The 25549-nt window shown below is 71.2% G+C and carries 20 protein-coding genes and 1 pseudogene; 11 read left to right on the top strand and 10 right to left on the bottom strand.

Annotated features, from left to right (window positions below):
- Positions 1-24 precede the first annotated feature (24 nt).
- Together KUF83_RS11300 and KUF83_RS11295 are read left to right on the top strand one after the other, a co-directional pair.
- Positions 25-1350, top strand: a complete 1326-nt coding sequence (locus KUF83_RS11300; RefSeq protein WP_217454483.1) for a beta-xylosidase — start codon at positions 25-27, stop codon at positions 1348-1350.
- A gap of 91 nt (positions 1351-1441) precedes the next feature.
- Positions 1442-2452, top strand: a pseudogene (locus KUF83_RS11295) (WxL protein peptidoglycan domain-containing protein); the annotation flags it as partial.
- Here the strand turns inward: KUF83_RS11295 and KUF83_RS11290 are convergent.
- Together KUF83_RS11290 and KUF83_RS11285 are read right to left on the bottom strand one after the other, a co-directional pair.
- Positions 2349-2687 carry a P-II family nitrogen regulator gene (locus KUF83_RS11290; RefSeq protein ID WP_217454482.1) on the bottom strand — a complete coding sequence of 113 codons (339 nt, stop codon included), beginning with the start codon at positions 2685-2687 and terminating at the stop codon, positions 2349-2351. The pseudogene KUF83_RS11295 and the gene KUF83_RS11290 sit on opposite strands and share 104 nt — an antisense overlap.
- Positions 2684-4009 (bottom strand): ammonium transporter, encoded by a 1326-nt coding sequence (locus KUF83_RS11285; RefSeq protein WP_217454481.1) that lies wholly within the window; start codon positions 4007-4009, stop codon positions 2684-2686. The genes KUF83_RS11290 and KUF83_RS11285 overlap by 4 nt, the downstream gene beginning before the upstream one ends.
- 177 nt (positions 4010-4186) lie before the next feature.
- Here KUF83_RS11285 and era point away from each other — a divergent pair, with 177 nt between their 5' ends.
- Positions 4187-5155, top strand: coding sequence for a GTPase Era (gene era / locus KUF83_RS11280; protein WP_217454480.1), 969 nt, complete (start codon positions 4187-4189; stop codon positions 5153-5155).
- A gap of 70 nt (positions 5156-5225) precedes the next feature.
- On the opposite strand, the gene KUF83_RS11275 is transcribed toward era, so the two are convergent.
- The 3 genes from KUF83_RS11275 to KUF83_RS11265 all read right to left on the bottom strand — a co-directional run bounded on the left by KUF83_RS11275 (position 5226) and on the right by KUF83_RS11265 (position 8017).
- Positions 5226-6560: a GH1 family beta-glucosidase gene (locus KUF83_RS11275; protein ID WP_217454479.1), complete on the bottom strand. Its 1335-nt coding sequence runs from the start codon at positions 6558-6560 to the stop codon at positions 5226-5228.
- Between the two features lie 80 nt (positions 6561-6640).
- The gene (locus tag KUF83_RS11270) at positions 6641-6907 is read right to left on the bottom strand and encodes a protealysin inhibitor emfourin (RefSeq protein ID WP_217454478.1); all 267 of its coding nucleotides are present in this window, start codon (positions 6905-6907) and stop codon (positions 6641-6643) included.
- 39 nt (positions 6908-6946) lie between these two features.
- On the bottom strand, positions 6947-8017 hold the full coding sequence (locus KUF83_RS11265) for a M4 family metallopeptidase (protein WP_217454477.1): 1071 nt from the start codon (positions 8015-8017) through the stop codon (positions 6947-6949).
- 416 nt (positions 8018-8433) lie between these two features.
- Here KUF83_RS11265 and leuA point away from each other — a divergent pair, with 416 nt between their 5' ends.
- From leuA to KUF83_RS11240, 5 genes are all read left to right on the top strand, one after another.
- Positions 8434-10155 carry a 2-isopropylmalate synthase gene (gene leuA, locus KUF83_RS11260; RefSeq protein ID WP_217454476.1) on the top strand — a complete coding sequence of 574 codons (1722 nt, stop codon included), beginning with the start codon at positions 8434-8436 and terminating at the stop codon, positions 10153-10155.
- Positions 10156-10328: 173 nt separating this feature from the next.
- Entirely contained in the window at positions 10329-11039 is a 711-nt protein-coding gene (locus tag KUF83_RS11255) for a TerB family tellurite resistance protein (protein ID WP_217454475.1), read from the top strand.
- A 412-nt stretch (positions 11040-11451) separates the two neighbouring features.
- The gene (locus KUF83_RS11250; RefSeq protein ID WP_217454474.1) at positions 11452-13548 is read left to right on the top strand and encodes an MMPL family transporter; all 2097 of its coding nucleotides are present in this window, start codon (positions 11452-11454) and stop codon (positions 13546-13548) included.
- A 167-nt stretch (positions 13549-13715) separates the two neighbouring features.
- Positions 13716-15032, top strand: a complete 1317-nt coding sequence (locus KUF83_RS11245; RefSeq protein WP_217454515.1) for a sensor histidine kinase — start codon at positions 13716-13718, stop codon at positions 15030-15032.
- On the top strand, positions 15029-15697 hold the full coding sequence (locus KUF83_RS11240) for a response regulator transcription factor (protein ID WP_217454473.1): 669 nt from the start codon (positions 15029-15031) through the stop codon (positions 15695-15697). The genes KUF83_RS11245 and KUF83_RS11240 overlap by 4 nt, the downstream gene beginning before the upstream one ends.
- 83 nt (positions 15698-15780) lie before the next feature.
- On the opposite strand, the gene KUF83_RS11235 is transcribed toward KUF83_RS11240, so the two are convergent.
- The 5 genes from KUF83_RS11235 to KUF83_RS11215 form a co-directional block, all read right to left on the bottom strand.
- Positions 15781-16716 carry a dihydrodipicolinate synthase family protein gene (locus KUF83_RS11235; protein ID WP_217454472.1) on the bottom strand — a complete coding sequence of 312 codons (936 nt, stop codon included), beginning with the start codon at positions 16714-16716 and terminating at the stop codon, positions 15781-15783.
- Complete coding sequence (locus KUF83_RS11230; RefSeq protein WP_308402971.1) at positions 16713-17786, bottom strand: ABC transporter ATP-binding protein; 1074 nt, start codon at positions 17784-17786, stop codon at positions 16713-16715. The genes KUF83_RS11235 and KUF83_RS11230 overlap by 4 nt, the downstream gene beginning before the upstream one ends.
- 1 nt (position 17787) lies before the next feature.
- The gene (locus tag KUF83_RS11225) at positions 17788-19782 is read right to left on the bottom strand and encodes a dipeptide/oligopeptide/nickel ABC transporter permease/ATP-binding protein (RefSeq protein WP_374106047.1); all 1995 of its coding nucleotides are present in this window, start codon (positions 19780-19782) and stop codon (positions 17788-17790) included.
- Complete coding sequence (locus KUF83_RS11220) at positions 19782-20744, bottom strand: ABC transporter permease (RefSeq protein ID WP_217454470.1); 963 nt, start codon at positions 20742-20744, stop codon at positions 19782-19784. The genes KUF83_RS11225 and KUF83_RS11220 overlap by 1 nt, the downstream gene beginning before the upstream one ends.
- 125 nt (positions 20745-20869) lie before the next feature.
- Positions 20870-22498: an ABC transporter substrate-binding protein gene (locus KUF83_RS11215; protein ID WP_217454469.1), complete on the bottom strand. Its 1629-nt coding sequence runs from the start codon at positions 22496-22498 to the stop codon at positions 20870-20872.
- Between the two features lie 347 nt (positions 22499-22845).
- Here KUF83_RS11215 and KUF83_RS11210 point away from each other — a divergent pair, with 347 nt between their 5' ends.
- The 3 genes from KUF83_RS11210 (at position 22846) to KUF83_RS11200 (ending at position 25533) form a co-directional block, all read left to right on the top strand.
- Positions 22846-23286 carry a protein-tyrosine phosphatase family protein gene (locus KUF83_RS11210; RefSeq protein ID WP_217454468.1) on the top strand — a complete coding sequence of 147 codons (441 nt, stop codon included), beginning with the start codon at positions 22846-22848 and terminating at the stop codon, positions 23284-23286.
- Positions 23287-23454: 168 nt separating this feature from the next.
- Complete coding sequence (locus tag KUF83_RS11205; protein ID WP_217454467.1) at positions 23455-24624, top strand: abortive phage infection protein; 1170 nt, start codon at positions 23455-23457, stop codon at positions 24622-24624.
- Between the two features lie 36 nt (positions 24625-24660).
- Positions 24661-25533 (top strand): hypothetical protein, encoded by an 873-nt coding sequence (locus KUF83_RS11200; RefSeq protein WP_217454466.1) that lies wholly within the window; start codon positions 24661-24663, stop codon positions 25531-25533.
- Positions 25534-25549 lie beyond the last annotated feature (16 nt).

Genomic DNA, 25549 nt, shown 5'->3' with positions numbered 1-25549 from the left:
CCCACATCCTCAGGAGGGGCACACATGGGTTCAGGAACCCGAAGACGCCATCGCTGGGCGGCACTTCTCGGAGCGACCGCACTGGCGGTCACCGCGGGAGGCGCACTGGCCTGCCCCGCGAGCGCGGAACCCCAGCAGGTCGACTTCGCCACGCACTGCGTACCGCCGCCCATCGCGGGCATCCCCCCGATCGACGGCACCACCACGGCCAGGATCACGGTGGACAACGCCGCGCCCAAGGTCGGCGACACCGTCACCGTCACGTACACGGTGGTCAAGCCGGCGGCGAGCAACCCGGTCGACATCGCCCTGCCCGCCGACATCATGACGCCCACCGGCAAGGTCACCCTCGGTGGCGCGCAGACCGGTGCCGTCACGGTCACGGGCCCGAAGAAGAACGACCCGGTACCGGGGAAGGGCGCCTTCCCCTCGTTCTCGATGACCGGCACCTTCACGGTCACCGCACCCGGCGCGATCACCCTCTCGCCCGGCGACTACAACATCCACACCAGCTACCTCCTGGAGCTGGACACCCCGTGCACGGTCACCAGCCCGCCCGCCCCGGTCTCCGAGACGATCACCGCGACGGACGGCGGACAGACCAACAACCGTGCCATCAGCCTCGGTTCGGCCTCCGGCAAGCCCGGTGACAGCGTGACCGTCACCGGAACGAACTTCGCACCCGGCGCCACCGTCACCCTCGCGGGACGGGCCGGGGCCGCGCAGACGGCGGACAAGGCCACCGCCACCGCGAACGCCCAGGGCGCCTTCAGCGGCACCCTGGCCGTCAGCGACAAGGCGACCACCGGAGTCGTGGCGTACGAGGGGAGTGCCTGGAGCGACGACAAGGGGGCGGGTCCCGCCGCCTATGTCGTCATCGACGACACGCCTCTCCCCGAGGGCAGCCAGAAGCTCAACTCCTCGGTCAAAGCAGGGACGTTGTCCATGACCCAGGCCGGTGACACCGTCGAACTCGCGGCGGTCGACTACGGCAAGGGCGGGTTCTCCCGCGGATCCCTGCAGACGGTGACCGTCAAGGACTTCCGCGGCGGACCCGCGGGTTGGTCCCTGACCGGCAAGGTCACCGACTTCACCGGTCCCGGCGGCGCGAAGATCGACGCGGGCAAGCTCGGCTGGACCCCGGTCTGCGGCACCAAGGCCGGCAGCCCGAGCACCTGCCAGCCCGGCTCGCCCGGTGCGGTCGGCAGCGCGGGAGCGACTCTGGCATCCGCTCCCAACGGGACGCTCACCGGTGGCGAGTTCACCGTCGACGCCCGGCTCTCGCTGAACGTCCCGGCGTTCACCCCGCCCGGTTCCTACTCCGGCGTGCTGACACTCACGCTCACCTGATCCACCGTCAGCAGGCCCTTTCCCCGGTGGGCAGGGCGCGCACCCGCCCGCCCACCTTGTCCGTCCGACTCGCCATCGGGGGTCCGCACCCATGCGCAAGCCGTTCCTCTTCCTCCTGCTGCTGTTCCTCGCCCTGGCCGGGGCACCCGCGCACGCCGCCGACAACGGCAGCTGGTCCGTCTTCCCCGTGTCCTCGGAACTCGCCTCGCGGCCCTACTTCCATCTCTCCGCCGACCCGGGCGCGACCCTCCGGGACAAGGTCACCGTCGCCAACAAGACCGGCCGGCCGCTGACGTTCCGCCTCTACGCCGCCGACGCCTACAACACCGCGCGGGACGGCGGGTTCGCCGTCCGCACCTCGAAGGAGAAGCAGCGGGGCGTGGGCTCCTGGGCGAAGCCCGCCAAGGACCGGGTCGAGGTGCCCGCGCACGGCAAGGTCACCGTGCCGTTCACGATCCGCGTGCCCGAGACGGCCGAACCGGGCGATCACCCCGGTGCCCTGGTCGCCCTGGACGAGCGGATCGACCCGGGAGAGGGCGCGGTCGAGGTCGGTGTGCAGCGGGCCGTCGGCGCCCGGATCTACCTGCGGGTGGGCGGGCCGACCGTACCCGCCGTCGCCGTGGAGAAGGTCCGCATCAGCCACCACCAGCCCCTGGTCCCCGGCATCGGCGACAGCACGGCCACCGTCTCGTACACCCTCCGCAACACCGGCAACGTCACCCTCGACCCCAAGGTGCGGCTGAGGGCCGAAGGTCTCTTCGGCCGTGAGCTGCTCTCCCGCGACCTGGCCAAGGTCCCCTCGGAGCTGCTCCCCGGGCAGACGGTACGGCTCACCGAGCCCTGGCACGGCGCCCCCCAACTCGACTGGGGCGACGTGACGTTGACGGTCAGCGCACGCGACACCCGCGAGTCGTCGAGCACCTCGTTCTTCGCGCTGCCGTGGCTCATGGCGGTGGTGCTGGGAGCGGGGATCGCGGCCGCGGTGGTCGTGACCCGCGTCAGAGGGCGTCGGGGCCGCGCTCGTCCGTCCGTACCCGAACCACCGTCTCCACCGGCACGGCCCACACCTTTCCGTCGCCGATCTTCCCCGTCTGCGCGGCCTTCACGATCGCCTCGATGACGGGTTCGGCGTCCGCGTCCTCGACGACCACCTCGATACGGACCTTCGGGACGAGGTCGACGCGGTACTCGGCACCGCGGTACACCTCCGTGTGGCCGCGCTGGCGCCCGTACCCGCTGGCCTCCGTGACGGTCAGGCCGTGCACGCCGATCTCCTGCAGGGCGGTCTTGACCTCGTCGAGGCGTTGCGGCTTGATGACCGCGGTGATGAGCTTCATTCCTGGGGCTTGACCTTCTGTGCGGTGGGGACGACGGAAGAAACGGAAGAAGAGGCGGAGACCGGGGCGCCGTGGCCCAGGACCCCGTGATCGTAAGCGGTCTCGGCGTGCACCGTAAGGTCCAGGCCGGTCTGCTCCTGCTCCTCGTCCGCCCGGAATCCCATGACCTTGTCGATCACCCGGGCGATCCCGTACGTGACGGTGTAGGCGTACAGACCGACGGCCACGACCGCGACCAGCTGCCTGCCGAGCTGACCGAAGCCGCCGCCGTACAGGAGGCCCTCCGCCCCGCCGGTCATGGTCCCGGTGGCGAAGACACCGATGAGGACGGTGCCGATGACACCGCCGACCAGGTGGACGCCGACGACGTCCAGCGAGTCGTCGTAGTTCAGCCGGAACTTCCAGCCCACGGCGTACGAGCAGACGACACCGGCGGCGAGTCCGACGACCAGCGCGCCCGGGAGGGAGACCGACCCGCAGGAAGGGGTGATGGCGACCAGGCCCGCGACCACTCCGGACGCCGCGCCCAGCGTGGTGGGGTGGCCGTCGCGCCGCTGCTCCACGAAGAGCCAGCCGAGGAGGCCGGTGCACCCCGCGGCGAGGGTGTTGAGGAAGACGGCGGCCGCGAGACCGTTCGCGCCGAGCGCCGAGCCCGCGTTGAAGCCGAACCAGCCGAACCACAGCAGACCCGCGCCCAGCATCACCATCGGCAGGTTGTGCGGGCGCATCGCGTCCTTCCGGAAACCGAGCCGCGGGCCCAGGACCAGGCACAGCGCGAGCCCGGACGCCCCCGAGGTGATCTCGACCGGCAGGCCGCCCGCGAAGTCCAGGGCGCCCAGATCCTCCAGGATCCAGCCGCCCGGGCCCCATACCCAGTGGGCGACGGGAACGTATACGAGCAGGGCCCACAGCGGGACGAAGACCAGCCAGGCGCCGAACTTCGCGCGGTCCGCGACCGCCCCGCTGATCAGGGCCGCCGTGATGATCGCGAAGGTGAGCTGGAAGGTGGCGAAGAGCAGGGTCGGGATCGTGCCCTGCACGCTGTCCGGCCCGAGGCCCGCCATGCCCGCGTGCTTCAGCCCGCCGATGAGTCCGCCGCCGGCGTCGTCGCCGAACGCGAGCGAGTAGCCGGCGGCCAGCCACACGACGGTGACCAGGGCGATCGACACGAAACTCATCATCAGCATGTTGAGGACGCTCTTCGTGCGGACCATGCCGCCGTAGAACAGGGCGAGGCCCGGAGTCATCAGAAGGACGAGCGCGGTGGCGGCGAGCAGCCAGGCGGTGTCGCCGGTGTCTATGGATGCGGCGGTCAGAGTCACGGTCTCTCCAACGGGGTGGGGGGCTCGGGAGAGCGTCACCGGTACGCGTTTCCGGTCGCGTACAGCTGTGTTTCCGTGACGTTTCGTGTTGCGCGGGGGTTTCCGGAAGCTCACCGGGGGCGGATCGGTGGCGGGCGCCGGAATCCTGGTACGGCAGGGGCCCGACGATCAGGGACAATGGGCGCCATGAGCGTTCGTACCCAGTCATCCGAGCCGCCGGAATCCTCGGGGGCACCCCACCGCGCCGGCTTCGCCTGCTTCGTGGGCCGCCCCAACGCGGGCAAGTCCACCCTCACGAATGCTCTGGTCGGCCAGAAGGTGGCGATCACCGCGAACCAGCCGCAGACCACGCGGCACACGGTACGCGGCATCGTGCACCGGCCCGACGCGCAGCTGATCCTGGTGGACACCCCCGGGCTGCACAAGCCGCGCACGCTGCTGGGCGAGCGGCTCAACGACGTCGTGCGCGCCACGTGGGCCGAGGTCGACGTGATCGGCTTCTGCCTGCCGGCGAACGAGAAGCTCGGTCCCGGTGACCGCTTCATCGCGAAGGAGCTGGCGTCCATCAAGAGGACGCCGAAGATCGCGATCGTCACGAAGACCGACCTCGTGGACAGCAAGGCGCTCGCCGAGCAGCTCATCGCCATCGACCAGCTCGGCAAGGAGCTCGGGTTCGAGTGGGCCGAGATCGTGCCCGTGTCCGCCGTCGGGGACAAGCAGGTGGACCTGCTCGCGGACCTGCTGGTGCCGCTGATCCCCGAGGGGCCGGCGCTCTATCCCGAGGGTGACCTCACGGACGAGCCCGAGCAGGTCATGGTCGCCGAGCTGATCCGCGAGGCGGCGCTGGAGGGGGTGCGGGACGAGCTGCCGCACTCCATCGCCGTCGTCGTGGAGGAGATGCTGCCGCGCGAGGACCGGCCCGCGGACAAGCCGCTCCTCGACATCCACGCCTTCGTCTACATCGAGCGGCCCAGCCAGAAGGGCATCGTCATCGGGCCCAAGGGCAAGCGGTTGAAGGAGGTCGGGATCAAGTCGCGCAAGCAGATCGAGGCGCTGCTGGGGACCCCGGTCTTCCTGGACCTCCATGTGAAGGTGGCGAAGGACTGGCAGCGGGATCCGCGCCAGTTGCGCAAGCTCGGCTTCTGACGGCCTTTCGTGGCCTGTCGCGCTGTTCCCCGCGCCCCCGAGAGGGCGCGGGGAACAGCGCCGGGATGTGTCACCGCTGGGCTCGGAGCACGTCCCGCAGCCAGCCGTACGACGCCTTGGGGGTCCGCTCCAGCGTCTCGAAGTCGACGTGCACCAGACCGAAGCGCCGCGCGTACCCCTCGGCCCACTCGAAGTTGTCGAGGAGCGACCACACGAAGTATCCGCGGACGTCCACGCCCTGCTCCGACGCGCGGTGCAGCGCCCGCAGATGACCGTCCAGGTACGTGATCCGGTCCTGGTCGTCGAGGCCCTCGTACGAGCATCCGTTCTCCGTGATGACGACGGGCGGGAGCCGGTCGCCGTACCGCCCGCGGAAGTCCACCAGCAGTTCCGTGAGGGCCTCCGGGACCACCGGCCAGCCGAAGTCCGTCACCGGATAGCCCTCGATCTCCCTTACGGAGAAGGGGAGTTCGGCGGGCATCGTCAGTCCGCCGAACTCGATCTCCGAGCCCTGCGGCGCGCCCACCCGCGTCGGCGCGTAGTAGTTGATCCCGTACCAGTCGACCGGCTCCCCGATGATCTTCAGGTCCGAGGCGACGTCCTCGGGGTCGCCGGGCATCAACTCGGCGACGCCTTCCGGGTACTGCCCGAGCAGCACCGGGTCCGCGAACAGCCGGTTGAGGAGCAGGTCGTAGAAGCCGGCCGCCTCCAGGTCCGCCGGCTCCTGGGATGCGGGCCAGGTCGGGCCGTGCGAGTTGGCGATGCCGATGTCGAAGGCTCCGGCGGCGCGCAGGGCCTGTACGGCCAGCCCGTGGCCCAGCAGCTGGTGGTGGGCCGCCGGGAGCGAGTCGAACAGGAGCTGCCTGCCCGGCGCGTGGGCGCCGAGCGCGTGGCCCAGCAGGGTGTGCTCGGCGGGCTCGTTGAGGGTGATCCACTTGGTGATCCGGTCCCCGAGCCGGGCCGCCACTTGGGAGGCGTACTCGGCGAACCGCCCGGCCGTGTCCCGCTCCAGCCAGTCCAGCGACACGGGCAGATCCCAGTGGAAGAGGGTCGGCACGGGGCGTATGCCCGCCGCGCACAGCTCGTCGACCAGCCGGTCGTAGAAGTCCAGGCCGCCGGGGGAGTTCACCCTCGGCCAGGACACCGAGAAGCGGTACGCGTCGACGCCGAGGTCGCGCAGCAGCGCCACGTCCTCGGGATAGCGGTGGTAGTGGTCGCAGGCCACCGCCGCCGTCGAGCCGTCCTTCACCCGGCCCGGCTCGGCCGTGAAGGTGTCCCACACGGAGGGTTCGCGCAGGTCGGCCGCGCCCTCGATCTGGTGGGCCGAGGTGGAGACCCCCCAGAGGAAGCCGGCCGGGAACTGGGGTATCGGGTCCGTCGCGTTCGTCGCCATGCGCGCGATCATCTGTACCGCCGGTAACGGAAGTCAACGGGGTGGGGTGAACTGGCTGGTGGGGCCTGTGGTGCGCGGGGCGCGGCCGCGTCTCAGCAACCCTCCTTCAGCACTCGGGAGATCAGCGTGCGCTGCTCCTCCGTCAGGCGCGGATCCGCGCAGTACACCGTCTTCCCGTCCACCGTGATCCGGTAGCCGAAGCCGTCCGGGACGCCGACGGGGGGCGTGCCCCGGCCGGAGGCGATCACCCGCTCGGCCAGGGCGTGCCACTCCTGGGCGTCGGCGCGCCCCGAGGTGTCCACCTCGGCGTGCCGCTCGATGCCCGCGAATCCACCCGTGCGCCTCACCTGAATACGCATGGGGTCCTGTCTAGTACGAAACGGCGGGCCGGGCCACGATCACAGGGTCCGTACCCCGACCTGTTCCCACGCCTTCGTCACGGCCTGCAGCTCGTCACCCTCGCCGTAGGAGGCGCGGGCCTTCGCCACGGTCAGCGTCGCGAAGTCGGTGAAGCCCGCCTGCGAGCCCAGCTCGCCGCCGGTCAGCACGTCGTACCAGACCTGCCCGGCCCGCTCCCAGGCGTGCCCGCCGAGCGCGTTCGCGGCCAGGTAGAAGGCGTGGTTGGGGATGCCGGAGTTGATGTGGACGCCGCCGTTGTCACGACTGGTGCGGACATAGGTGTCCATCGTGGCGGGCTGCGGGTCCTTGCCGAGCACGTCGTCGTCGTACGCCGTGCCGGGAGCCTTCATGGAGCGCAGGGCCGTGCCCGTGACGCGCGGGGCGAGCAGGCCGGCGCCGATCAGCCAGTCGGCCTCGGCGGCGGTCTGGCCGAGCGTGTACTGCTTGATGAGCGCGCCGAAGACGTCGGAGAAGTGCTCGTTGAGTGCGCCGGACTGGCCGAAGTACGTGAGGTTCGCGGTGTACTGCGTGACACCGTGCGCGAGTTCGTGGCCGATGACGTCGACCGGGATCGTGAAGTCGAGGAAGATCTCGCCGTCACCGTCGCCGAAGACCATCTGCTCGCCGTTCCAGAAGGCGTTGTTGTAGTCCTCTTCGAAGTGCACCGTCGCGTTCAGCGGCAGCCCTTCGCCGTTGATCGAGTTCCGCTGGTACGCGTTCAGGAACAGGTCGAACGTCGCGCCCAGGCCCGCGTACGCGCGGTTGACCGTGGCGTCCTTGCCGGGCTTGTCACCCTCGCCGCGCACCTTCCTGCCCGGCAGGTCCTGCTTGTGCCTGGCGTCGTGGATCGTGCGGTTCGGCCTGTCCGCGGCCGCGCCCTTCGGCGGCGCCAGGCCGGGTGCGCCGATGACCGTGGTCAGCCGGCGGTGGGTGCGCTCGAGGGCGTCGCGCTCCAGGGTGCGGCGCGCCTTGCCCGCGAGGGCGGAGTCCTCGGCCTGGGCCAGGGTGTCGAGGACGTGTGGTGGGACGATCGTGCAGAAGACGGGCTCGAAGCCCCCGTTTGTCGTCATGTCCGGCACCATTGCACTGCGTGACCCGACTGTCACCAGAGGCAACCATGATTGGTGAAATGCAGGGATAAGAAGGGCTGCGGGGTGTACGCTGTGTTACGGACGGGCGACCGGTCGTGGCTGATCGCAAGAGTTTCCACACCTGCACGGGGAGCCGTAATGGGCGCGCGTGTGACGTTCTGCACCTTTTGTTCCGCAGGTCCCCGGCGTCCCGCATACTGATACGACCCCTCGCACAGGGCGTGCCTCGGATAGGCTGCCGTGCATCATGCGTATCGGGCTGCTTCTCCTTAGCTGCCGCGGCGAGGGCCTGTAGTCGAGGCCGACCCCCTCCCCGCGGAGTTCGGCGTTGCGCCGTCGGCCGTCCCTCGGAGTCTCTCCGAGGATCAAGCGGACCAAGAGGAGCCCCTCGCATCATGGCGAACCGCCAGCAGTCCACCTCCATGCCGATCCACAAGTACCGCCCGTACGACCAGGTCGACATCGCCGACCGTACGTGGCCGGACAACCGGATCACCGTCGCCCCCCGCTGGCTCTCCACCGACCTGCGTGACGGCAACCAGGCCCTGATCGACCCCATGTCGCCCGCGCGCAAGCGTGAGATGTTCGACCTGCTGGTCAAGATGGGCTACAAGGAGATCGAGGTCGGCTTCCCGGCCTCCGGCCAGACCGACTTCGACTTCGTGCGCTCGATCGTCGAGGAAGAGGGCGCGATCCCGGACGACGTCACGATCTCCGTACTGACCCAGGCCCGCGAGGACCTGATCGAGCGGACCGTCGAGTCGCTGAAGGGCGCCAAGCGCGCCACCGTCCACCTCTACAACGCCACCGCGCCGGTCTTCCGCCGGGTCGTCTTCCGCGGCTCCAAGGACGACATCAAGCAGATCGCCGTCGACGGCACGCGCCTGGTGATGGAGTACGCCGAGAAGCTGCTGGGCCCCGAGACGGTCTTCGGCTACCAGTACAGCCCCGAGATCTTCACCGACACCGAGCTGGACTTCGCCCTGGAGGTCTGCGAGGCCGTCATGGACGTCTGGCAGCCCGGCCCGGACCGCGAGATCATCCTCAACCTGCCCGCCACCGTGGAGCGTTCGACCCCCTCCACGCACGCGGACCGCTTCGAGTGGATGTCCCGCAACCTGTCCCGCCGCGAGTACGTCTGCCTGTCCGTCCACCCGCACAACGACCGCGGGACGGCCGTCGCGGCCGCCGAGCTGGCACTGATGGCCGGCGCCGACCGCATCGAGGGCTGCCTGTTCGGCCAGGGCGAGCGCACCGGCAACGTCGACCTGGTCACCCTGGGAATGAACCTGTTCTCGCAGGGCGTCGACCCGCAGATCGACTTCTCGAACATCGACGACGTCCGGCGCACCGCCGAGTACTGCAACCAGATGGAGGTCCACGCACGCCACCCGTACGTCGGCGACCTCGTCTACACCTCCTTCTCCGGCTCCCACCAGGACGCCATCAAGAAGGGCTTCGACGCCATGGAGGCCGACGCGGCCACCAAGGGCGTCACGGTCGACGACATCGAGTGGGCCGTCCCGTACCTGCCGATCGACCCCAAGGACGTCGGCCGCTCGTACGAGGCCGTCATCCGGGTCAACTCGCAGTCCGGCAAGGGCGGTATCGCGTACGTCCTGAAGAACGACCACAGCCTCGACCTGCCGCGCCGGATGCAGATCGAGTTCTCGAAGATCATCCAGGCCAAGACCGACGCCGAGGGCGGCGAGGTCACCGGGAAGGACATCTGGGCGGCCTTCCAGGACGAGTACCTGCCCAACCCCGGCAACCCGTGGGGCCGTGTCCAGGTCCGCAACGGCCAGTCCATGACGGACAAGGACGGTGTGGACACGCTCACCGTCGAGGCCGAGGTCGACGGAACCGAGACCACTCTGGTGGGTACCGGCAACGGCCCGATCTCCGCCTTCTTCCACGCCCTGCAGGGCATCGGCGTCGACGCCCGGCTGCTGGACTACCAGGAGCACACGATGAGCGAGGGCGCCTCCGCGGTGGCCGCCTCGTACATCGAGGTCGCGATCGACGACAAGGTGCTGTGGGGAATCGGCATCGACGCGAATACGACACGCGCCTCACTGAAGGCCGTCGTCTCCGCCGTCAACCGCGCGACACGATAAGGCCGTTCACCTGCGTTTCTCCGGTCCCGTCCGCCTCACAGGCGGGCGGGACCGCGGCGTTTATCCAGCCATGTCGCCGAGCGGCCTCGCCCTGGGTACTGACTCCGCATCAACAATGTGGCTAACATCACGCCAACGCGGCGATGTTGCCGCGGCATTACGGAGGTGCGAACGTGCTGCCAGGATGGGGACGAAACGGCCGGTTTGTCCGCGCCGGCACCATGGGCGTTTCTCGCATCCTCGGAACCAGGACGGCGTGGACCACCGTCGGCGACGGCGAGTTCTTCTGCCCGGGCTGCGGAGGAGACCGCAACTACCAGCGCCTCACCGGCCGCCGCCGCTTCACCTGCCTCGGCGTCCCGGTCCTCCCGCGCGGCGAGACGGGCCCCGTCGTCGAGTGCGCGGCCTGCGGCAACCACTACAGCGCGGACGTCCTCGACCATCCGACCACGACCCGCTTCTCGGCGATGCTGCGCGACGCCGTCCACACCGTCGCCCTCGCCGTCCTCGCCGCCGGGGGCACCTGCGCCCGTACGTCGCTGGAGACCGCCGCGAGCGCCGTCCGCTCGGCGGGCTTCGACGACTGCACCGAGGAACAGCTCGCCGCCCTCGTCGAGGCCCTCGCCGCCGACACCGGCCGCCTCTTCGGCGAACCCTGTGGGCCGGGGCTGGCCATAGAGCTTCACGAGGCGCTGGACCCGCTGGCCCCGCACCTCGCCCCCACCGGCCGCGAGGCCATCCTTCTGCAGGGCGCCCGCATCGCCCTGGCCGACGGCCCGTACACACCGGCCGAGCGCGAGGCGCTGGCTACGGTGGGCGCTGCGCTGACGATCTGTGCGGATGATGTGACCCGGTTGCTCACGGCGGCGCGGACGCCGTCGTGAACCGGGTGGGTGCCGGGCGGCTGTGCCGGGCGGCCGTCCGACCTGCCGGTCGGGGGCGGCCGTTCTTCTGACCCTGTGCGGCTCTGCCCTCCCGGGGGCTTGATTCCTGCTGCGGGTTGGTTGTGGCTGGGCGCGCAGTTCCCCGCGCCCCTTTGGGGGCGGCGGTGCGGTCCTGCCCGCCCTGGGCCTGCCCCTTCAGGCGGGGAGTGTTTCCTGCTGCGGGTCCGCTGTGGCTGGGCGCGCAGTTCCCCGCGCCCCTTACGGGGCGCGGTGGTTACTCCCGGGGGAGTAATTCGTCCGCGCTGTCGCCCCTGGCAGTACGTCGTACCTCGCTCTCCTGCCTGACGTAAGCCGTGCCCTCCACCGGAAGTCTGGAGAGCGAAGCAGTCGTCATCGGGAGGGAGATCGGGCAATGGGGGCCGGACAGACAAGCGCGACGAGGGCGGGGCGCAGGCGGGCCGTTCCGTGGGCGGTGCTCGGGCTGTGGGTGGCCGTGCTCGCCCTGGTCGGACCGTTCGCGGCGAAACTCGCCGACGTACAGCACGACCGGGTCACCGACTATCTGCCGGCCAGCGCCGACTCGACCCAAGTGGCGAAGGTCCAGGCGGAGTTGCCCGGGGGCGAGAGCACCGAGATGGTGATCGTGTACCACCGGGACAAGGGACTGGGCGCCGCCGACCGGGAGACCGCCGCCCGGCAGGTCGAGGAGATCGCCGGGAAGCACGAGCTGGTCGGCGGCGCCCCCGAGGGCATCCCCTCCGACGACGGCACGACCCTGATGTACCCGGTCGTCAGCAACGAGCCCGGGACCGACGAGAAGCTGCGGGACGCCCTCGTCGGCGACGTACGGGACATCGCCCGGAGCCAGGACGGGCTGAGCGTGGAGGTGGGCGGCACAGGGGCACTGGCCACCGACGCGGGGAAGGTCTACGACTCACTCGGCGGACCGCTCCTCTACACCACCGTCGCCGTCGTCGCCCTCCTGCTGATCCTGATCTACCGCAGCCCGGTGCTGTGGCTCGTGCCGCTCGCCGTCGCCGGGATCGCCGACTATCTGTCGATGGGCGTCGCCTACGGCCTCAACCAGGCCTTCGGGACCACCGTCTCGGGCCAGAGCTCGGGCGTGATGACGATCCTCGTGTTCGGCGCGGGCACCGACTACGCGCTGCTGCTGGTCTCGCGCTACCGGGAGGAACTGCGGCGCATCGAGCGCCCGTACGAGGCCATGGCCGCCGCCCTGCGAGGCTGCGGGCCGGCCGTGCTCGCCTCCTCCGGCACCGTCGCCGCCGGCCTGCTGTGCCTGCTCGCGGCCGACCTCAACAGCAGCCGGGGCATGGGCCCGCTCGGCACGGTCGGGGTGCTCTGCGCCCTCGTCGCGATGCTGACACTGCTTCCCGCGCTCCTCGTCCTGCTGGGACGGCGCGTGTTCTGGCCGCTCGTGCCCGCCTTCGGCAGCGAGCCCAAGGAACGGCGGCGGAGCCTCTTCGCCGCCATGGGCAGCTCCGCCGGACGCAGGCCGCTGACCGTGCTCGCGACCGGAGCCGTCCTGCTCGGCGCCCTCGCCCTCGGCACGCTCAACCTGCCCGGCCCGGTCAAGCAGGAGGACTCCTTCGTCGACAAGCCGGAGGCCGTCGCCGCCATGGAGACCCTCGCCGGGGCCTACCCCGGACGCGGCACCCAGCCCATCGACGTGATCACCCCGGAGGGCCGCGCCGACCGGACGCTCGCGGCGATCCGGGACACGCGCGGGGTCGAGAGCGCCGAGAGGGGCCGTACCGGGGACGGCTGGACCGAGATCTCCGTCATCGCGAAGGACGCGCCCCAGTCGGCGGGGGAGACCGCCACCATCAAGTCCCTGCGCGGAGAACTGAAGGGCTCGTACGTCGGCGGGGCCAGCGCCCAGCAGATCGACCTGGAGGACACCAACCGGCGGGACACGAAGATCGTCGTACCGCTCGTCCTCGTCTCCGTGCTGCTCATCCTGGCCGGACTGCTGCGCAGCCTCGTCGCGCCGCTCATCCTGGTGGCCGCCGTGGTCGCGGTCTGGGGCGCGGCCCTCGGCATCGGCGGTCTGGTCTTCGGGCCGGTCCTCGGCTTCGAGGGAACCGATCCGGGGCTCGGCCTGCTGTCCTTCGTGTTCCTCGTGGCCCTCGGCGTCGACTACGGCATCTTCCTCATGCACCGGATGCGCGAGGAGTCCCTGGCCGGGGCCGAACCGGCGGCCGCCGCGCTGACCGCCCTGCGGACCACCGGCGGCGTCATCGCCTCGGCCGGCCTCGTCCTCGCCGCGACCTTCGCCGTGCTGACGAACATGGGCCTCGTGCCACTCGTCGAACTCGGCTTCGTGATCGCCGTCGGCGTCCTCCTCGACACCTTCCTCGTACGGACGTACCTGGTGACCAGCGCCAGTGTCGCCCTGCGCCGGAAGGTGTGGTGGCCGGGAAGCCTCTCCCGTGAACCGGCGCCGGCCGAACCGCCACGGCGGCCGGAGAGGGTCGGAGCGCCCTGACCCGACCGACGGATTCGACCGGGCGCCTCTCCTGCCGGAGAGGCGCCCCCGTACCGGAAGATGGAACCGTGCTGGAACGGGGAGCGACCACAGCCGTACGCGACGGTACGGCCGCGGACGGGGGCGACCGGCCGGTGACGGCCGTACGCGACAGGGCGGGGGCGGCGATGCGGGACAGGGCGGTGACGGCCGGCGGCGGCACGCGGTTCCGGCGGATCGAGCGCGTCATGGCGGCCGTCAACCGCGACCCGCTCACCGCACCGCACCGCACCCGCAACGACGCGTTCATCGCCGTCGGTCTCGCCGCGCTCGCCGTCACCCTCGCGCTGTTCGTCGATGACGGACGCCCGCTCGGCCCGCCCGGCTGGGCCCTGCTGGCCGGCGCCCATGTGCCGCTCGTGTGGCGGCGCAGCCGTCCGCTGCTCGTGCTGCTCGGGGTGGCGGCCTGCGCCACCCCGTACCACGCCCTCGACTACAACCACGCCGTACCGATCCCCGCGACCCTCCTGGCGCTCTACACGGTCGCGGCGACCGGCACGGTACGCCGCACGCTGCTCATCGCTGTCGTCGTCCTCGGCCCGACGCTGATCGTCAACAGCTTCACCAACCCGGACGGGGCACTGGAGCTCCTGCGGATCTCCGGCTGGATCATCGCGGTGCTGTTCTTCGGCGTCGACGCCCGTTTCTACCGTCAGTACGTCGCCTCCATCGTCGAACGGGCCGAACGCGCCGAACGCACCCGCGAGGAGGAGGCGCGGCGCCGCGTCGCGGAGGAGCGGCTGCGGATCGCACGCGACCTGCACGACCTGCTCGCGCACAGCATCACGCTCATCGGCGTGCAGACGTCCGTGGCGGCCCACGTCCTCACCGCCGACCCGGACCGGCTGGACCGGAAGGCCGTCGCCCAGGCCCTGGACGACATCGCGGGGACCTGCCGGACGGCCCGCGGGGAGTTGCGTACGACGCTGGAGGTGCTGCGGGCGAACGAGGTGAGCGTGAGCGTCGGCGGGGAGCCCATGAATGGCTCCGGCTCCGGTTTCGGCTCCGGCTCCGGCTCCGGGTTCGCGGACGGGCGTGGGCCGCTGCCCGGGCTCGACGGGCTGGCCGGTCTCGTGCAGACGGCCAGGGCCGCCGGGGCCGAGGTCGAACTGTCCGTCCACGCGGACGGCGTACCGCCCTCCGTGGGCGCCGCCGCCTACCGGATCGTGCAGGAGGCGCTCACCAACGCCGTACGGCACGGCGGCCGCGACGACCTCACCGTCCGGGTGGGTCTGCGGACGGCGGAGCGAACCCTGCGGGTGAGCGTCACGGACGACGGGGCGGGGTGCGGGCCGGGGGCCGTCGACGGCTCTTCGGGGTTCGGGCTCGTCGGGATGCGCGAGCGGGCCCGTAGCGTGGGCGGCACACTGGACGCCGGACCGGGCCCCGCCGGGGGCTTCGAGGTGACCGCCGCGCTGCCGCTGCCCCGGGAGGAGCACCGATGACGATCCGCGTCCTGCTCGCCGACGACCAGACCCTCGTACGGGCCTCGTTCGCGATGCTCGTCTCCTCGGCCGGGGACATGGAGGTCGTCGCCGAGGCGGGCACCGGGCGGGAGGCGGTGGAGCTCGCCCGTTCCGCGCGGGCCGACCTCGTCGTGATGGACGTCCGCATGCCCGACCTGGACGGGATCGAGGCGACCCGGCTCATCGCCGCCGAGGAGGACCTCGCCGGTGTGAAAGTGCTCGTCCTGACGACGTACGACACCGACGAGCACATCGTCGAGGCGCTGCGGGCCGGGGCGTCCGGCTTCCTCGTGAAGGACATCCGGCCGGCCGAACTCCTCGACGCCATCCGGACCGTGGCGGCGGGGGAGTCCCTGCTCTCGCCCGGTCCCACCTCGCGCCTCATCGCCCGCTTCCTGCGCACGCCCGACACCGTGACGTCCGCGGTGGGCGGGCCGGACGGGCTGTCCGAGCGGGAGCGGCAGGTGCTCACGCTGGTCGCGCGCGGGCTCAACAACACCGAGATCGCCGAGACGTTGGGGCTCAGCCCGCTCACCGCGAAGACCCACGTCAGCCGGATCATGGGGAAGCTGGGCGCACGCGACCGGGCGCAACTGGTGATCGTGGCCTACGAATCGGGACTCGTGACACCCGGAGCGGTCTGAGCCCTCCCCTCAGGCATCCGTCCGGCACCCCTTCGCCGGACCCCGCGCCGGGCAGGCCGAGGGCGGCGGGGGCGTGACGACTCCTACAGCAGTCCCGCCCCCGCCAGGAACTTCCCCACCACGGCGGTCTCCTCCGCCGACAGCGGGATCTGCGGCTCGGCCGTGGCCGGGCACGCGATGACACCCCGCAGATGCAGTGCCGCCTTGAAGGCCCCGAGCGCCGACGAACCCGCCCCCATCCGGCCCGCGTCCCCTGCCCGCACCATCCCGAACAGGGTGCACAGGCGCTCCTGTTCGGCCCGCGCCCGCTCCCAGTCGCCCGCGCGGCACAGGCGGGTCAGGCGCACGTACCCGTGGGGGTCCACGTTCGCGAGCCCGGGCACGGCCCCGTCCGCCCCCATGGCATAGGCGGTGTCGACGACCAGCTCGGAACCGGTCAGCACACTGAAGCCGGTCACGGCGGGGTGCGCCCGGGCGCCGGTCACGACGTCCCGGAAGGCGCCCTGGTCCCCGCTGGAGTCCTTCAGCCCCGCCAGCACGCCCTCCGCGGCGAGCTCCAGCACCAGGTCCGCGCCCAGCTTGGTGTGGACGGCGACCGGGATGTCGTACGCGAGGACCGGCACCGGCGAGCGGGACGCGACGAGGCGGTAGTGGCGGGCGGTCTCCGCCGGATGCGTGCGCGTGTAGAAGGGCGCCGTGACGACCACGGCGTCGGCGCCCGCCTCCGTGACGGACCGGACGTGGTCGAGCACGCGGGGGGTCGTCATGTCGATGGCGCCGGCGAGGACGGGCAGCCCGCCCGAGACGTGGCCGGTCACCGTCTCGACGACCAGCCTCCGTTGACGGTCCGTCAAGAAGGCGGCCTCCGAGGACGATCCGAGGACGAACAGGCCGTCCACCCCGCCCTCCACCAGGTGGTCGACCAGCCTGGTCAGCGAGGGGGCGTCCACCTCGCCGTCCGGTGTCAGGGGCGTGCAGACGGGCGGGACGACACCGGTCAGCGGGGCGGGAAGGGTCATCTGGGCTCCCTGGGGACGTCGGCCATGGCGGTGGCTTCCGGTACGGCGGCGACGGCCTGTGCGACGAGGTCACGTGTCGGCCGGCCGTCCTCCACAGGATGGTGGCACCTGAAGCGGTGTCCGGCCCCCGACGCTCCGGAGGTCCGGAAGTCCGGCATGGTGTCCGCGCACGCCTGGTCGGCCTTCCAGCACCGGGTCCGGAAGGGGCAGCCGCTCGGCGGACGGGTCGCCGACGGCACGGGGCCCACCAGGGGGATCGGGTCGACGGGGTCCAGCAGTCCGGGGGTCGCCGAGAAGAGGGCGCGCGTGTACGGGTGCCGGGACCGGTCCGTCACCGCGTCGGCCGGGGACTCCTCGACGATCCGGCCGAGGTACATCGTGACGACACGGTCGCTCATCCTGCGCACGGTCTGGATGTCGTGGGAGACGAACACCAGGGCCAGACCCAGCCGCTCCCTCAGGTCCAGCAGGAGGTTGAGGATCTGGGCCCGGACCGACACGTCCAGCGCGCTCGTCGGTTCGTCGGCGACCACCAGGGCCGGGTCGAGGGCCAGTGCCCGCGCGATGGCGACCCGCTGCCGCTGCCCGCCGGACAACTGCCCGGGGAGACCGTCCGCCAGCGCTCCGGGCAGCCCGACCAGGGACATCAACTCCCGTACCCGCTCGTTCCGTTGCGGTCCCGTGCCCCGCCTGTGCACGTCGAGGGGGTCGCGCAGGATCTGCCGGACCGTCAGCCGGCGGTTCAGGGCCGTGGACGGGTCCTGGAAGATCATGCCGATGCCCGCGCCCACCGCTGTCCGGCGCTCGGCCGGAGCCATCGTCCACAGGTCACGGCCCCGGAGCGACACCGTCCCCGACGTCGGCCGCTGCACGCCCACCAGGACCTTGGCGAGGGTCGACTTGCCGCAGCCCGACTCACCGACGACACCCACCGTCTCTCCGGGCGCGACGGTGAGGTCGGCGCCGCTGAGGGCGTACACGCGGTCCCGGGCGAACAGGCCGCCGCTGCGCGCCTTGTGGACGACGTGCGCGCCGGACAACTCCACGAGGGGACTGGCTGGTCGGCTCACTTCACGGCCTCGCTTCCGTCGGCCCGGCCGGGGCCGGAGCCGGCTCGATCGCCGGGTGGTGGCAGGCGACCTCGTGGCGGCGGGGCGGACCCACCAGCCGCGGAGCCGTCTCGCGGCAGACGTCCGTCGCCATCGGGCAGCGGCCGGCGAACCGGCAGCCCGCCGGGAAGTCGGCGGGGGAGGGCACGACCCCCTTGATCTGTGTCATCCGCTCGGCCGCCGACTCCAACGACAGGACGCTGCCGAGGAGTCCGCGCGTGTAGTGGTGGGACGGCGACTCCACCAGGTCCGCCGTGACGCCCGACTCCACGATCTGGCCGCCGTACATCACCACGACCCGGTCGGTGACGTCCGCGACGAGCGCCAGGTCGTGCGAGACGAGGACGAGCGCGAAGTCCAACTCGGCGCGCAGCCGCAGCAGCAGCGCCATGATCTGCGCCTGCACGGTGACGTCGAGAGCGGTCGTCGGCTCGTCTGCGACGATCAGCCGGGGGCTTCGGGAGAGCGCCATCGCGATCAGTACGCGCTGGCGCTGGCCGCCGGACAGCTCGTGCGGATAGCTGCGCAGGGTGCGCTCCGGGTCCAGGCCGACCAGTTCGAGGAGTTCGGCGCCGCCGCGGGTGCCGCCCCTGCGGACCACCTGCTTGAGCTGGGCGCGGACGGTCATCGCCGGGTTGAGGGAGGAGAGGGCGTCCTGATAGACCATCGCCATCTCGTGGCCGAGGAGCCGACGGCGCACGCTCATCGGCTCGCCCACCAACTGCCGCTGGTCGAAGCGGACATGGCCGCGCACCCGGGCGCCCTTCGGCTCCAGGCCCATCACCGCGAGGGCGGTCAGCGACTTGCCGCAGCCCGACTCGCCCACCAGGCCCAGGACTTCACCGGGCCGTACGTCGAAGCTGATGCCGTCCACGATGTCCACGCCCCCGTGGCGGCCGTCGAAGCCGATGGCCAGGTTCTCCACGCTCAACACCGGCCGGCCCTCGCCGAGGGGGCGGGCCCGGGCGCGCAGCCGCCGGGCCGCCTCCGCGAGGCCCGGCAGTTCCAGGACCTCCCCGCTGCCCGGCTCGGGCGCCTCCAGACGGTCCTCCTCGCGCCCCCTCACGTCCCGTGCCGCGGGCGCCGCCCACGCGTCCGAGACGCCCTCGGAGAGGATGTTCAGGGCCAGCACGGTGACCAGCATCAGCAGGCCAGGGAACACGGTCGCCCACCAGCCGCCGGTGAGCACCATGTTCTTGCCGTCGGCGATGACACTGCCCCAGGACGGGTCCGGGGGCCGCACGCCCGCGCCGATGAAGGACAGCGACGCCTCGAAGACGATCGCCTCGGCGACCTGCACCGTGCAGAACACCAGGACCGGGGCGGCACAGTTGACGGCCACGTGCTTCAGCACGATGTGCGGGGTACGCGCCCCCATGACCCGCTCGGCGGTCACGTAGTCCTCGCCGTACTGGGCCATCACGTTGGCCCGTACGACCCGCGCCATGGGCGGCATGTAGAGGAACGCGATCGCGCCGATGAGGATCGGGATGCCCCCGCCGAACACCGCGACGAAGACGGCCGCGAGCGCGATGCCGGGGAAGGCCATGACGATGTCGAGGCAGCGCATCAGCGTCTCGTCGACCGCCTTGCGCGAGGTCGCCGCCACCGCGCCGACGACGGCGCCCACGACCAGTGCGAGCGCGGTCGCGCCGAGGCCGATGGCCAGGGACCAGCGGGCCCCGTACATCAGCCGGCTGAGGATGTCGCGGCCCAGGCTGTCCTGGCCCATCCAGTGACGGCCCGACGGCGCGCCCTCTCCGCGGCCGTCGCCGACCAGCGGGAACTGTTCGAGCGGGTCGTGCGGGGCGACGAGGGGCGCCAGCAGGGCCGTGAGGACGACGATCCCGATGACGACGACGGCGATCCGCGAGATCAGCGGAAGCCGCGTGAAGCCCCTGAGGCGGATGCCGGGCAGGGAAAGCGCGTCGGTGAGCCGCTTCCGGTACATCAGCATCATGCCTCGGCACTCCTCAGACGCGGGTTGACCAGCAGGTAGAGGATGTCGATGGCCAGGTTCACGACGACGAACCCGAAGGCGATGGTGAGGACGCCGCCCTGCACAACGGCGGGGTCACCGTTCTTCACGGCGTCGATCATGAGTTTCCCCATCCCCGGCAGGTTGAAGATCGTCTCGATGACGACCGCGCCGCCGAGCAGATAGCCGACGCGCAGCCCCAGTACGGTCAGCGGGTTCATCAGGGCGTTGCGCAGGACGTTCCGCCCGACGACGACCACCGGGGGCAGGCCGCTGCCGATCGCCGTCCGTACGTAGTCCCTGTCCAACTCCTCGACCACGGCGGTGCGGACGATCCGGGTGAGCTGGGCGGCGACCGGCAGTGCCAGCGCCAGCGCGGGCAGCGTCATGGTCTTCAGCCAGCCGGTGAACGAGTCGGCAGGGTTGACGTATCCGCTGGTCGGGAACCACCCCAGGTCCACGGCGAGGTACTGGATCATCAGCAGCGCCAGCCAGAAGCCCGGCGCCGCGACACCGGTCAGCGAGACGACCCGGATGAGCTGGTCGGGGAGGCGGTCCCGGTGGATCGCGGCGGTGACCCCGCCGACCAGTGCCAGCACCACCGCGATGCCCAGGCCCAGGAAGGTCAGCTGCATGGTGAGCGGCAGGGCCGTGGTCACCTGGTCGACCACCGGGGACCGTGTCAGCGCGCTGACGCCCATGTCACCGCGGAGCAGGTCCCCGACGAAGTCGAAGTACCGCACCGGGAAGGGATCGAGCAGTCCGTTGCGCTCCCGGAAGTCGTGCAGCTGCTGCTCGGTCGGGTTCGCGCCCTGGAAGTACGCGGACGCCGGATCGCTGTCCGAGAACCGCATCACGACGAACACGAACAGAATGATCCCGAGCATCAACGGAACGAGCAGGAGAACGCGCCGAATCAGAATCCTGACGACCGCGACCACTGGCTGGTGTCCCCTCGTTGGTACGGGCCGCTCCCGGCCGGTCGGTCCGGTCCACGACCGGTCCTTCGAAGGCGCGGGGAACCGCGCGACCGGTCACCACCGGCCCCGCGCTTCCGGTGCAACCGTCAGATCCACTTCGCCTGGAGCACGTTTATCCCCGGATAGGGCTGAGCCCGTACGCCCGTGAGATCCCGGGGGTCCCACGCGGTGATCAGCTCGTTGTGCACGACCGGATAGATGACGGCGTTCTCGGCGACGACGTCGATGTAGTCCTGAGTCATCGCTTTCTTCTTCTCGGAATCCGGCTCCCGCGTGGCCGCGTCCATCCGCTTGAAAAGGTCCTTGGCCCCGGAGCTCTCCTCCCAGCGGGCATACCGCATCCAGGTGTTCCCGGGCCCGTAGTTGTAATGCATGATCAGGTCGGCGTCGAGGCCGAACTGGTTCGGATTGGAGGCGGCCGCGACGACCTGGAAGTCCTTCTTCTGGTCGAGTTTCGTGAAGAGCGCGGCGGTCTCCTGGGGTTCCAGGGTCGTCCTGACTCCGATGGCGTCCCAGGAGGCCTTGATCGTCGGCAGGCAGTCCACGATCCAGCTCACGTTGACCGCCATCAGGCTGACCGTCAGCCCGCCGACCCCGGCCTCCTTCAGGAGTGCCTTGGCCTTGTCGGGGTCGTATCCGTAGACGGTCCCGGCCTTCCGGTACGTCGGGTTTCCCTCGTTGAGATACGACGAGGCCGGTGTTCCGTGACCGCGCAGCGCGGCCCGGATCATTTTCTCCCTGTCGATCGCGTAATGCAGCGCCTGCCGTACCCGTACGTCGTCGAACGGCTTGTGGGCGGTGTTGAAGAGCATGAAGAGGTGGTTCATTCCCGCCCCGCCCTCGACCTTGAGGCCGCCCTTTTCCAACTGGGAGATATTTGCGTACGGAATGTTGTCGGAGATCTGCGCGCCCGCGCTCGAACCGGAGATCTTCGCGACACGCGGCGCGGCGTCCACGATGGTCAGCCAGTTCATCTTCTTGAACGTGGCCTTTCGCGGCCCGTTGTAGTCGGCGAACGCCTCGAAGGTGGTGTTGGACTTCGGATGGTGGGCGCTCTGCCGGTACGGGCCCGAACCGACGGCCTTTCCCGTCGTCGCCTCGTCGAGCGCGCCCGCTTTCGAGAACACGTGCTTCGGCATGATCTTCGCGAGGGTGAGCCGCTGGACCCCGTCGGGGAAGGGGAACCGGAGAACGAGTTCGACCGTTTTCCCGTCGATCCTCTTCACCTCCTTCAGCCAGGACGCGAAGAAGTTCTTGGCGAGCGTCGTCGTCCCCGGATCCAGGACGCGCCCGTAGGTGAAGACGACGTCGTCGGCGGTGACGGGCCGCCCGTCGTGCCAGGTCGCGCCCTCCCGCAGCGTGAACCTCCAGGTGGTCGCCCCGAGATCCGCCGGGATACCGGTCGCCAGGGCCGGATACGGCTCACGGCTGATCGGGTCGGTGTCCAGCAGCCCCTCGTACACGTGGTGGTTGGCGGCCATCGAGAACGCCGAGGCCGTCATCAGGGGATCCCAGCTCTGGTCGTTGCCGTAGCCGATCACCGCGGTGAGTGTCCGGTCGGCGCCCTCGCCCTCGTCGCCCGTCTCGTTCGTGGACTCCGGCCCGGCCGAACAGGCGGAGAGGGCGGAGGTGATGGCGGCGGCCGCGCCCAGCGCGCCGGAGTGCTTCAGGAACGACCGGCGGTGCAGCGCCGGTGCGGGGGTCGCGTCGCGCACGGTTCCTCCAGCAGCGAGGGTGGGGGGAGATACGACGTCCTACGTCATAGGTGCAGCGTGACGATAGGAGGGGGCGCGGGGGTGGTCAAGGGAACACGCACGAATCCCGGCATCGTCAAAGGCGCAACCAATGTCGCCCTGAAACACCTGGTGTCGACGGGCCCTCGGACCTCCGGCACCGGTGCCGGGTGACGACCCGCCAGACCCGCCGTACGGGGCGGGGGCCGCCGGTGCCGTGGCATAGTCGGCGCCCTGTGAGCACACGACATCGAGGGGGTGCGGAAGGCCATGGCGGATCACTTCCGGGAGGCCGGGGCAGGGGCCGCGCAGCAGTCACGGGGGCGCGCGTGAGCGAGAGTTGGGACGAGAGGGAACCCGGGGTGCTCCAACTGCCGTCCGGGCGACTGGTACGGGGCCGGGGGCTGCGCAACGGCCTGGACCCGGCGGCGGCCCGCCCGACGTACGGTGTCTATCTCCTCGGCAAGGAACCGCCCGAAGTCCCCTGGGAGGCGCGGTGGTTGAGGTGGCCCGACTTCCGGCTGCCCCGGGACCGGGCGGACGCGCGGAAGGTCCTGACGGAGACCTGGGAGCGGGCCGAGGACCCCGCCGAACGCGTCGAGCTCGCCTGCGGGGGCGGCCGCGGCCGGACGGGCACGGCCCTGGCCTGCCTCGCCGTCCTGGACGGCGTGCCGGCCGCGGAGGCCGTGGAGTTCGTACGGCGGAACTACGACCGCCACGCCGTGGAGACACCGTGGCAGCGGAGTTACGTACGCAGGTTCGGGGAGTGACCGGCCCGCGGGGCGGCCGACGGGCCGACCGCCCCGGGTCGCCCTGAACCGACGGGCGGCGCGCGTCCTGACGGGCCCACTTCGGGTGACCGGAGCTCATCCCTTGGTCGGGGTGCCGTAGACCATCGGCCGACAGCCGGGAGCGCCCCGGGTCAACAGACTTGCGGCATGGAGAAGAACACGGGGAAGACCGAAGGGATCAGCCGGGCACGGTTCATGGGCGCGGCGGCCGCCATGGGGGTGGGAGCCGCGGCCGGTCTCCCGGCGCCGGCCGCCACGGCCGCTCCGGCGGGCACAGCGGGTACGGCGGGCAGGCGCCGGGGGCTCACCCACCGCGGGGTCGTCTACACCGTCGGGGCGGGGGAGACCCCGGGGACGGCGTGGAGCGAGCGCCGGATGCGCAGGGACATCCGGCTGATCGGCCGCGAACTGCACGCGGACTCCGTCGAGGTCACCGGCGACGGGGTGGAGCGGCTCAACGCCACGGCGAGCGAGGTGGCGGAACACGGCCTGCACGTGTGGCTGCAGCCGACACTGGGGGACGTGCCGGAGCGGGACATCCTCGACCATCTCGCGGAGGCGGGCCGCCACGGGGAGCGGCTGCGGAAGCAGGGGGCCGAGGTCACCCTTGCCGTGGGCTGCGAGTTCTGGTTGTTCGTACCGGGGATCGTGCCCGGAGCCGACGTCCTGGAGCGGATCGACAACCTGCAGAAGGGCAACGTCGACTTCGCGAAGATGCAGCAGCGGCTCGCCCGGTTCACCGCGAAGGCCGCGACGGTCGGCCGCTCCGTCTTCCGCGGCAGGCTCAGCTACGCCGCCGCACAGGACGAGTCGTTCGAGCCGGTCGACTGGAACCTCTTCGACATCGTGGGGATCGACTACTACTCGTACTTCCCCCGACGGGAGGACTACGTACGCGAGTTGCGCGGGTACCTGCGCTGGGGCAAGCCGCTCGCCATCACCGAGTTCGGTACCTGCACGTTCGTCGGAGCCCCGGAGCAGGGCGGGATGGGCTGGAGCATCGTCGACTACGAGAAGACGCCGCCGGAGATCAAGGGGAACGTGGTGCGCAGCGAACGCGTACAGGCGGCGTACCTCACCGATCTCCTCGACGTCTTCGAGTCGATGAACCTGCACGCGGCGATGGCATTCGAGTTCGTCACCGCCGACTCCCCGCACCGCCCCGACCATCCGCGGTACGACCTCGACATGGCCTCCTACGCCGTCGTCAAGCCCATCAAGGACCGGCCCGACGACCCGGAGTCGGACTGGCACTGGGAGCCGAAGGAGGCGTACCGCGCGGTGGCCCGGCACTACGGCCGGGCGGCACACCGCTGAGGCGGCGCGAGCCGTACGTACCACTATGATCCGGTCATGTCAGACGGACGAGCGAGAACCGGTGCGCCCGAAGTGGTGCTCGCCGGCGGGGGAACGACCGCCCGGTTCGACGGGCAGCGGCTGAGGATCGTCCGGGGGACCACCACCTGGACGATGCCCGTACGGGCCGTGCGGGCAGCCGAGTCGACGCCGGGCGGGGGCGTCCGCATCGAATTGAGCGGTGATCCGGGAGACGGCCGGGCGGCCCGGCACGGGCTCGGCGCGGGGGTGTCGATCCCGAGCCGCAACGCCCATGCGGCCCGGGCCTTCACCGAGCAGCTCCAGCGGGCTCTGAGCACCACGGCGACCGCGGCCGACGGCCACGCTCTGGTCCTCGTCCACACCCGGCAGCGGGTCCCGAGCCCGCGAGTGCGCCGACTGGCCGCGATCGGCGTGGCCGTCCTCGCGTACGCCGCCGTGCTCGGGGCCGTGGGATGGCGGGGCCCCGAGGGCGCGGGCATCGCACTCGCGGTCACCGGCTGGATGGGGCCCGCGGGTGCGGGCCTGCTCTTTTTCTGCTGGGTCCGGCTGATACGGGACCTCGTCGCCCTGCGCCGCCGGGGTATCACGGTCTCCGGCCGCGGCGAGGGGACGGTACGGGGTTTCGGCGGCAACGTCTTCTACTTCCGGCGGCTCGGCTACCGGACGGTCGACGGCGAGGAGTTCACCCGGGTCGAGTCACGCGGCTCCGTCGGAGTGGGGACGCTCGGGGTGGGACCGGTCGACGTCACCTACGACCCGCTCGACCCGCGCACCGCGACCGGCCCGCTCAGCTTCCACCATGTGGCGGTGACGCTGTTCCTGGTCCTGACGGGCCTGGTCGTCCTGCTGGTGTGGGCGGGAGTGCTTCTCTACGCCCTCGCCGGTTGAAGTCGGCGCCCGATGC

It is taken from the genome of Streptomyces sp. BV286 (genome assembly GCF_019090165.1).
Lineage (GTDB): Bacteria > Actinomycetota > Actinomycetes > Streptomycetales > Streptomycetaceae > Streptomyces.
Note: the sequence above shows the minus strand (reverse complement) of the source record. Positions and strands in the feature narration are given on the sequence as shown.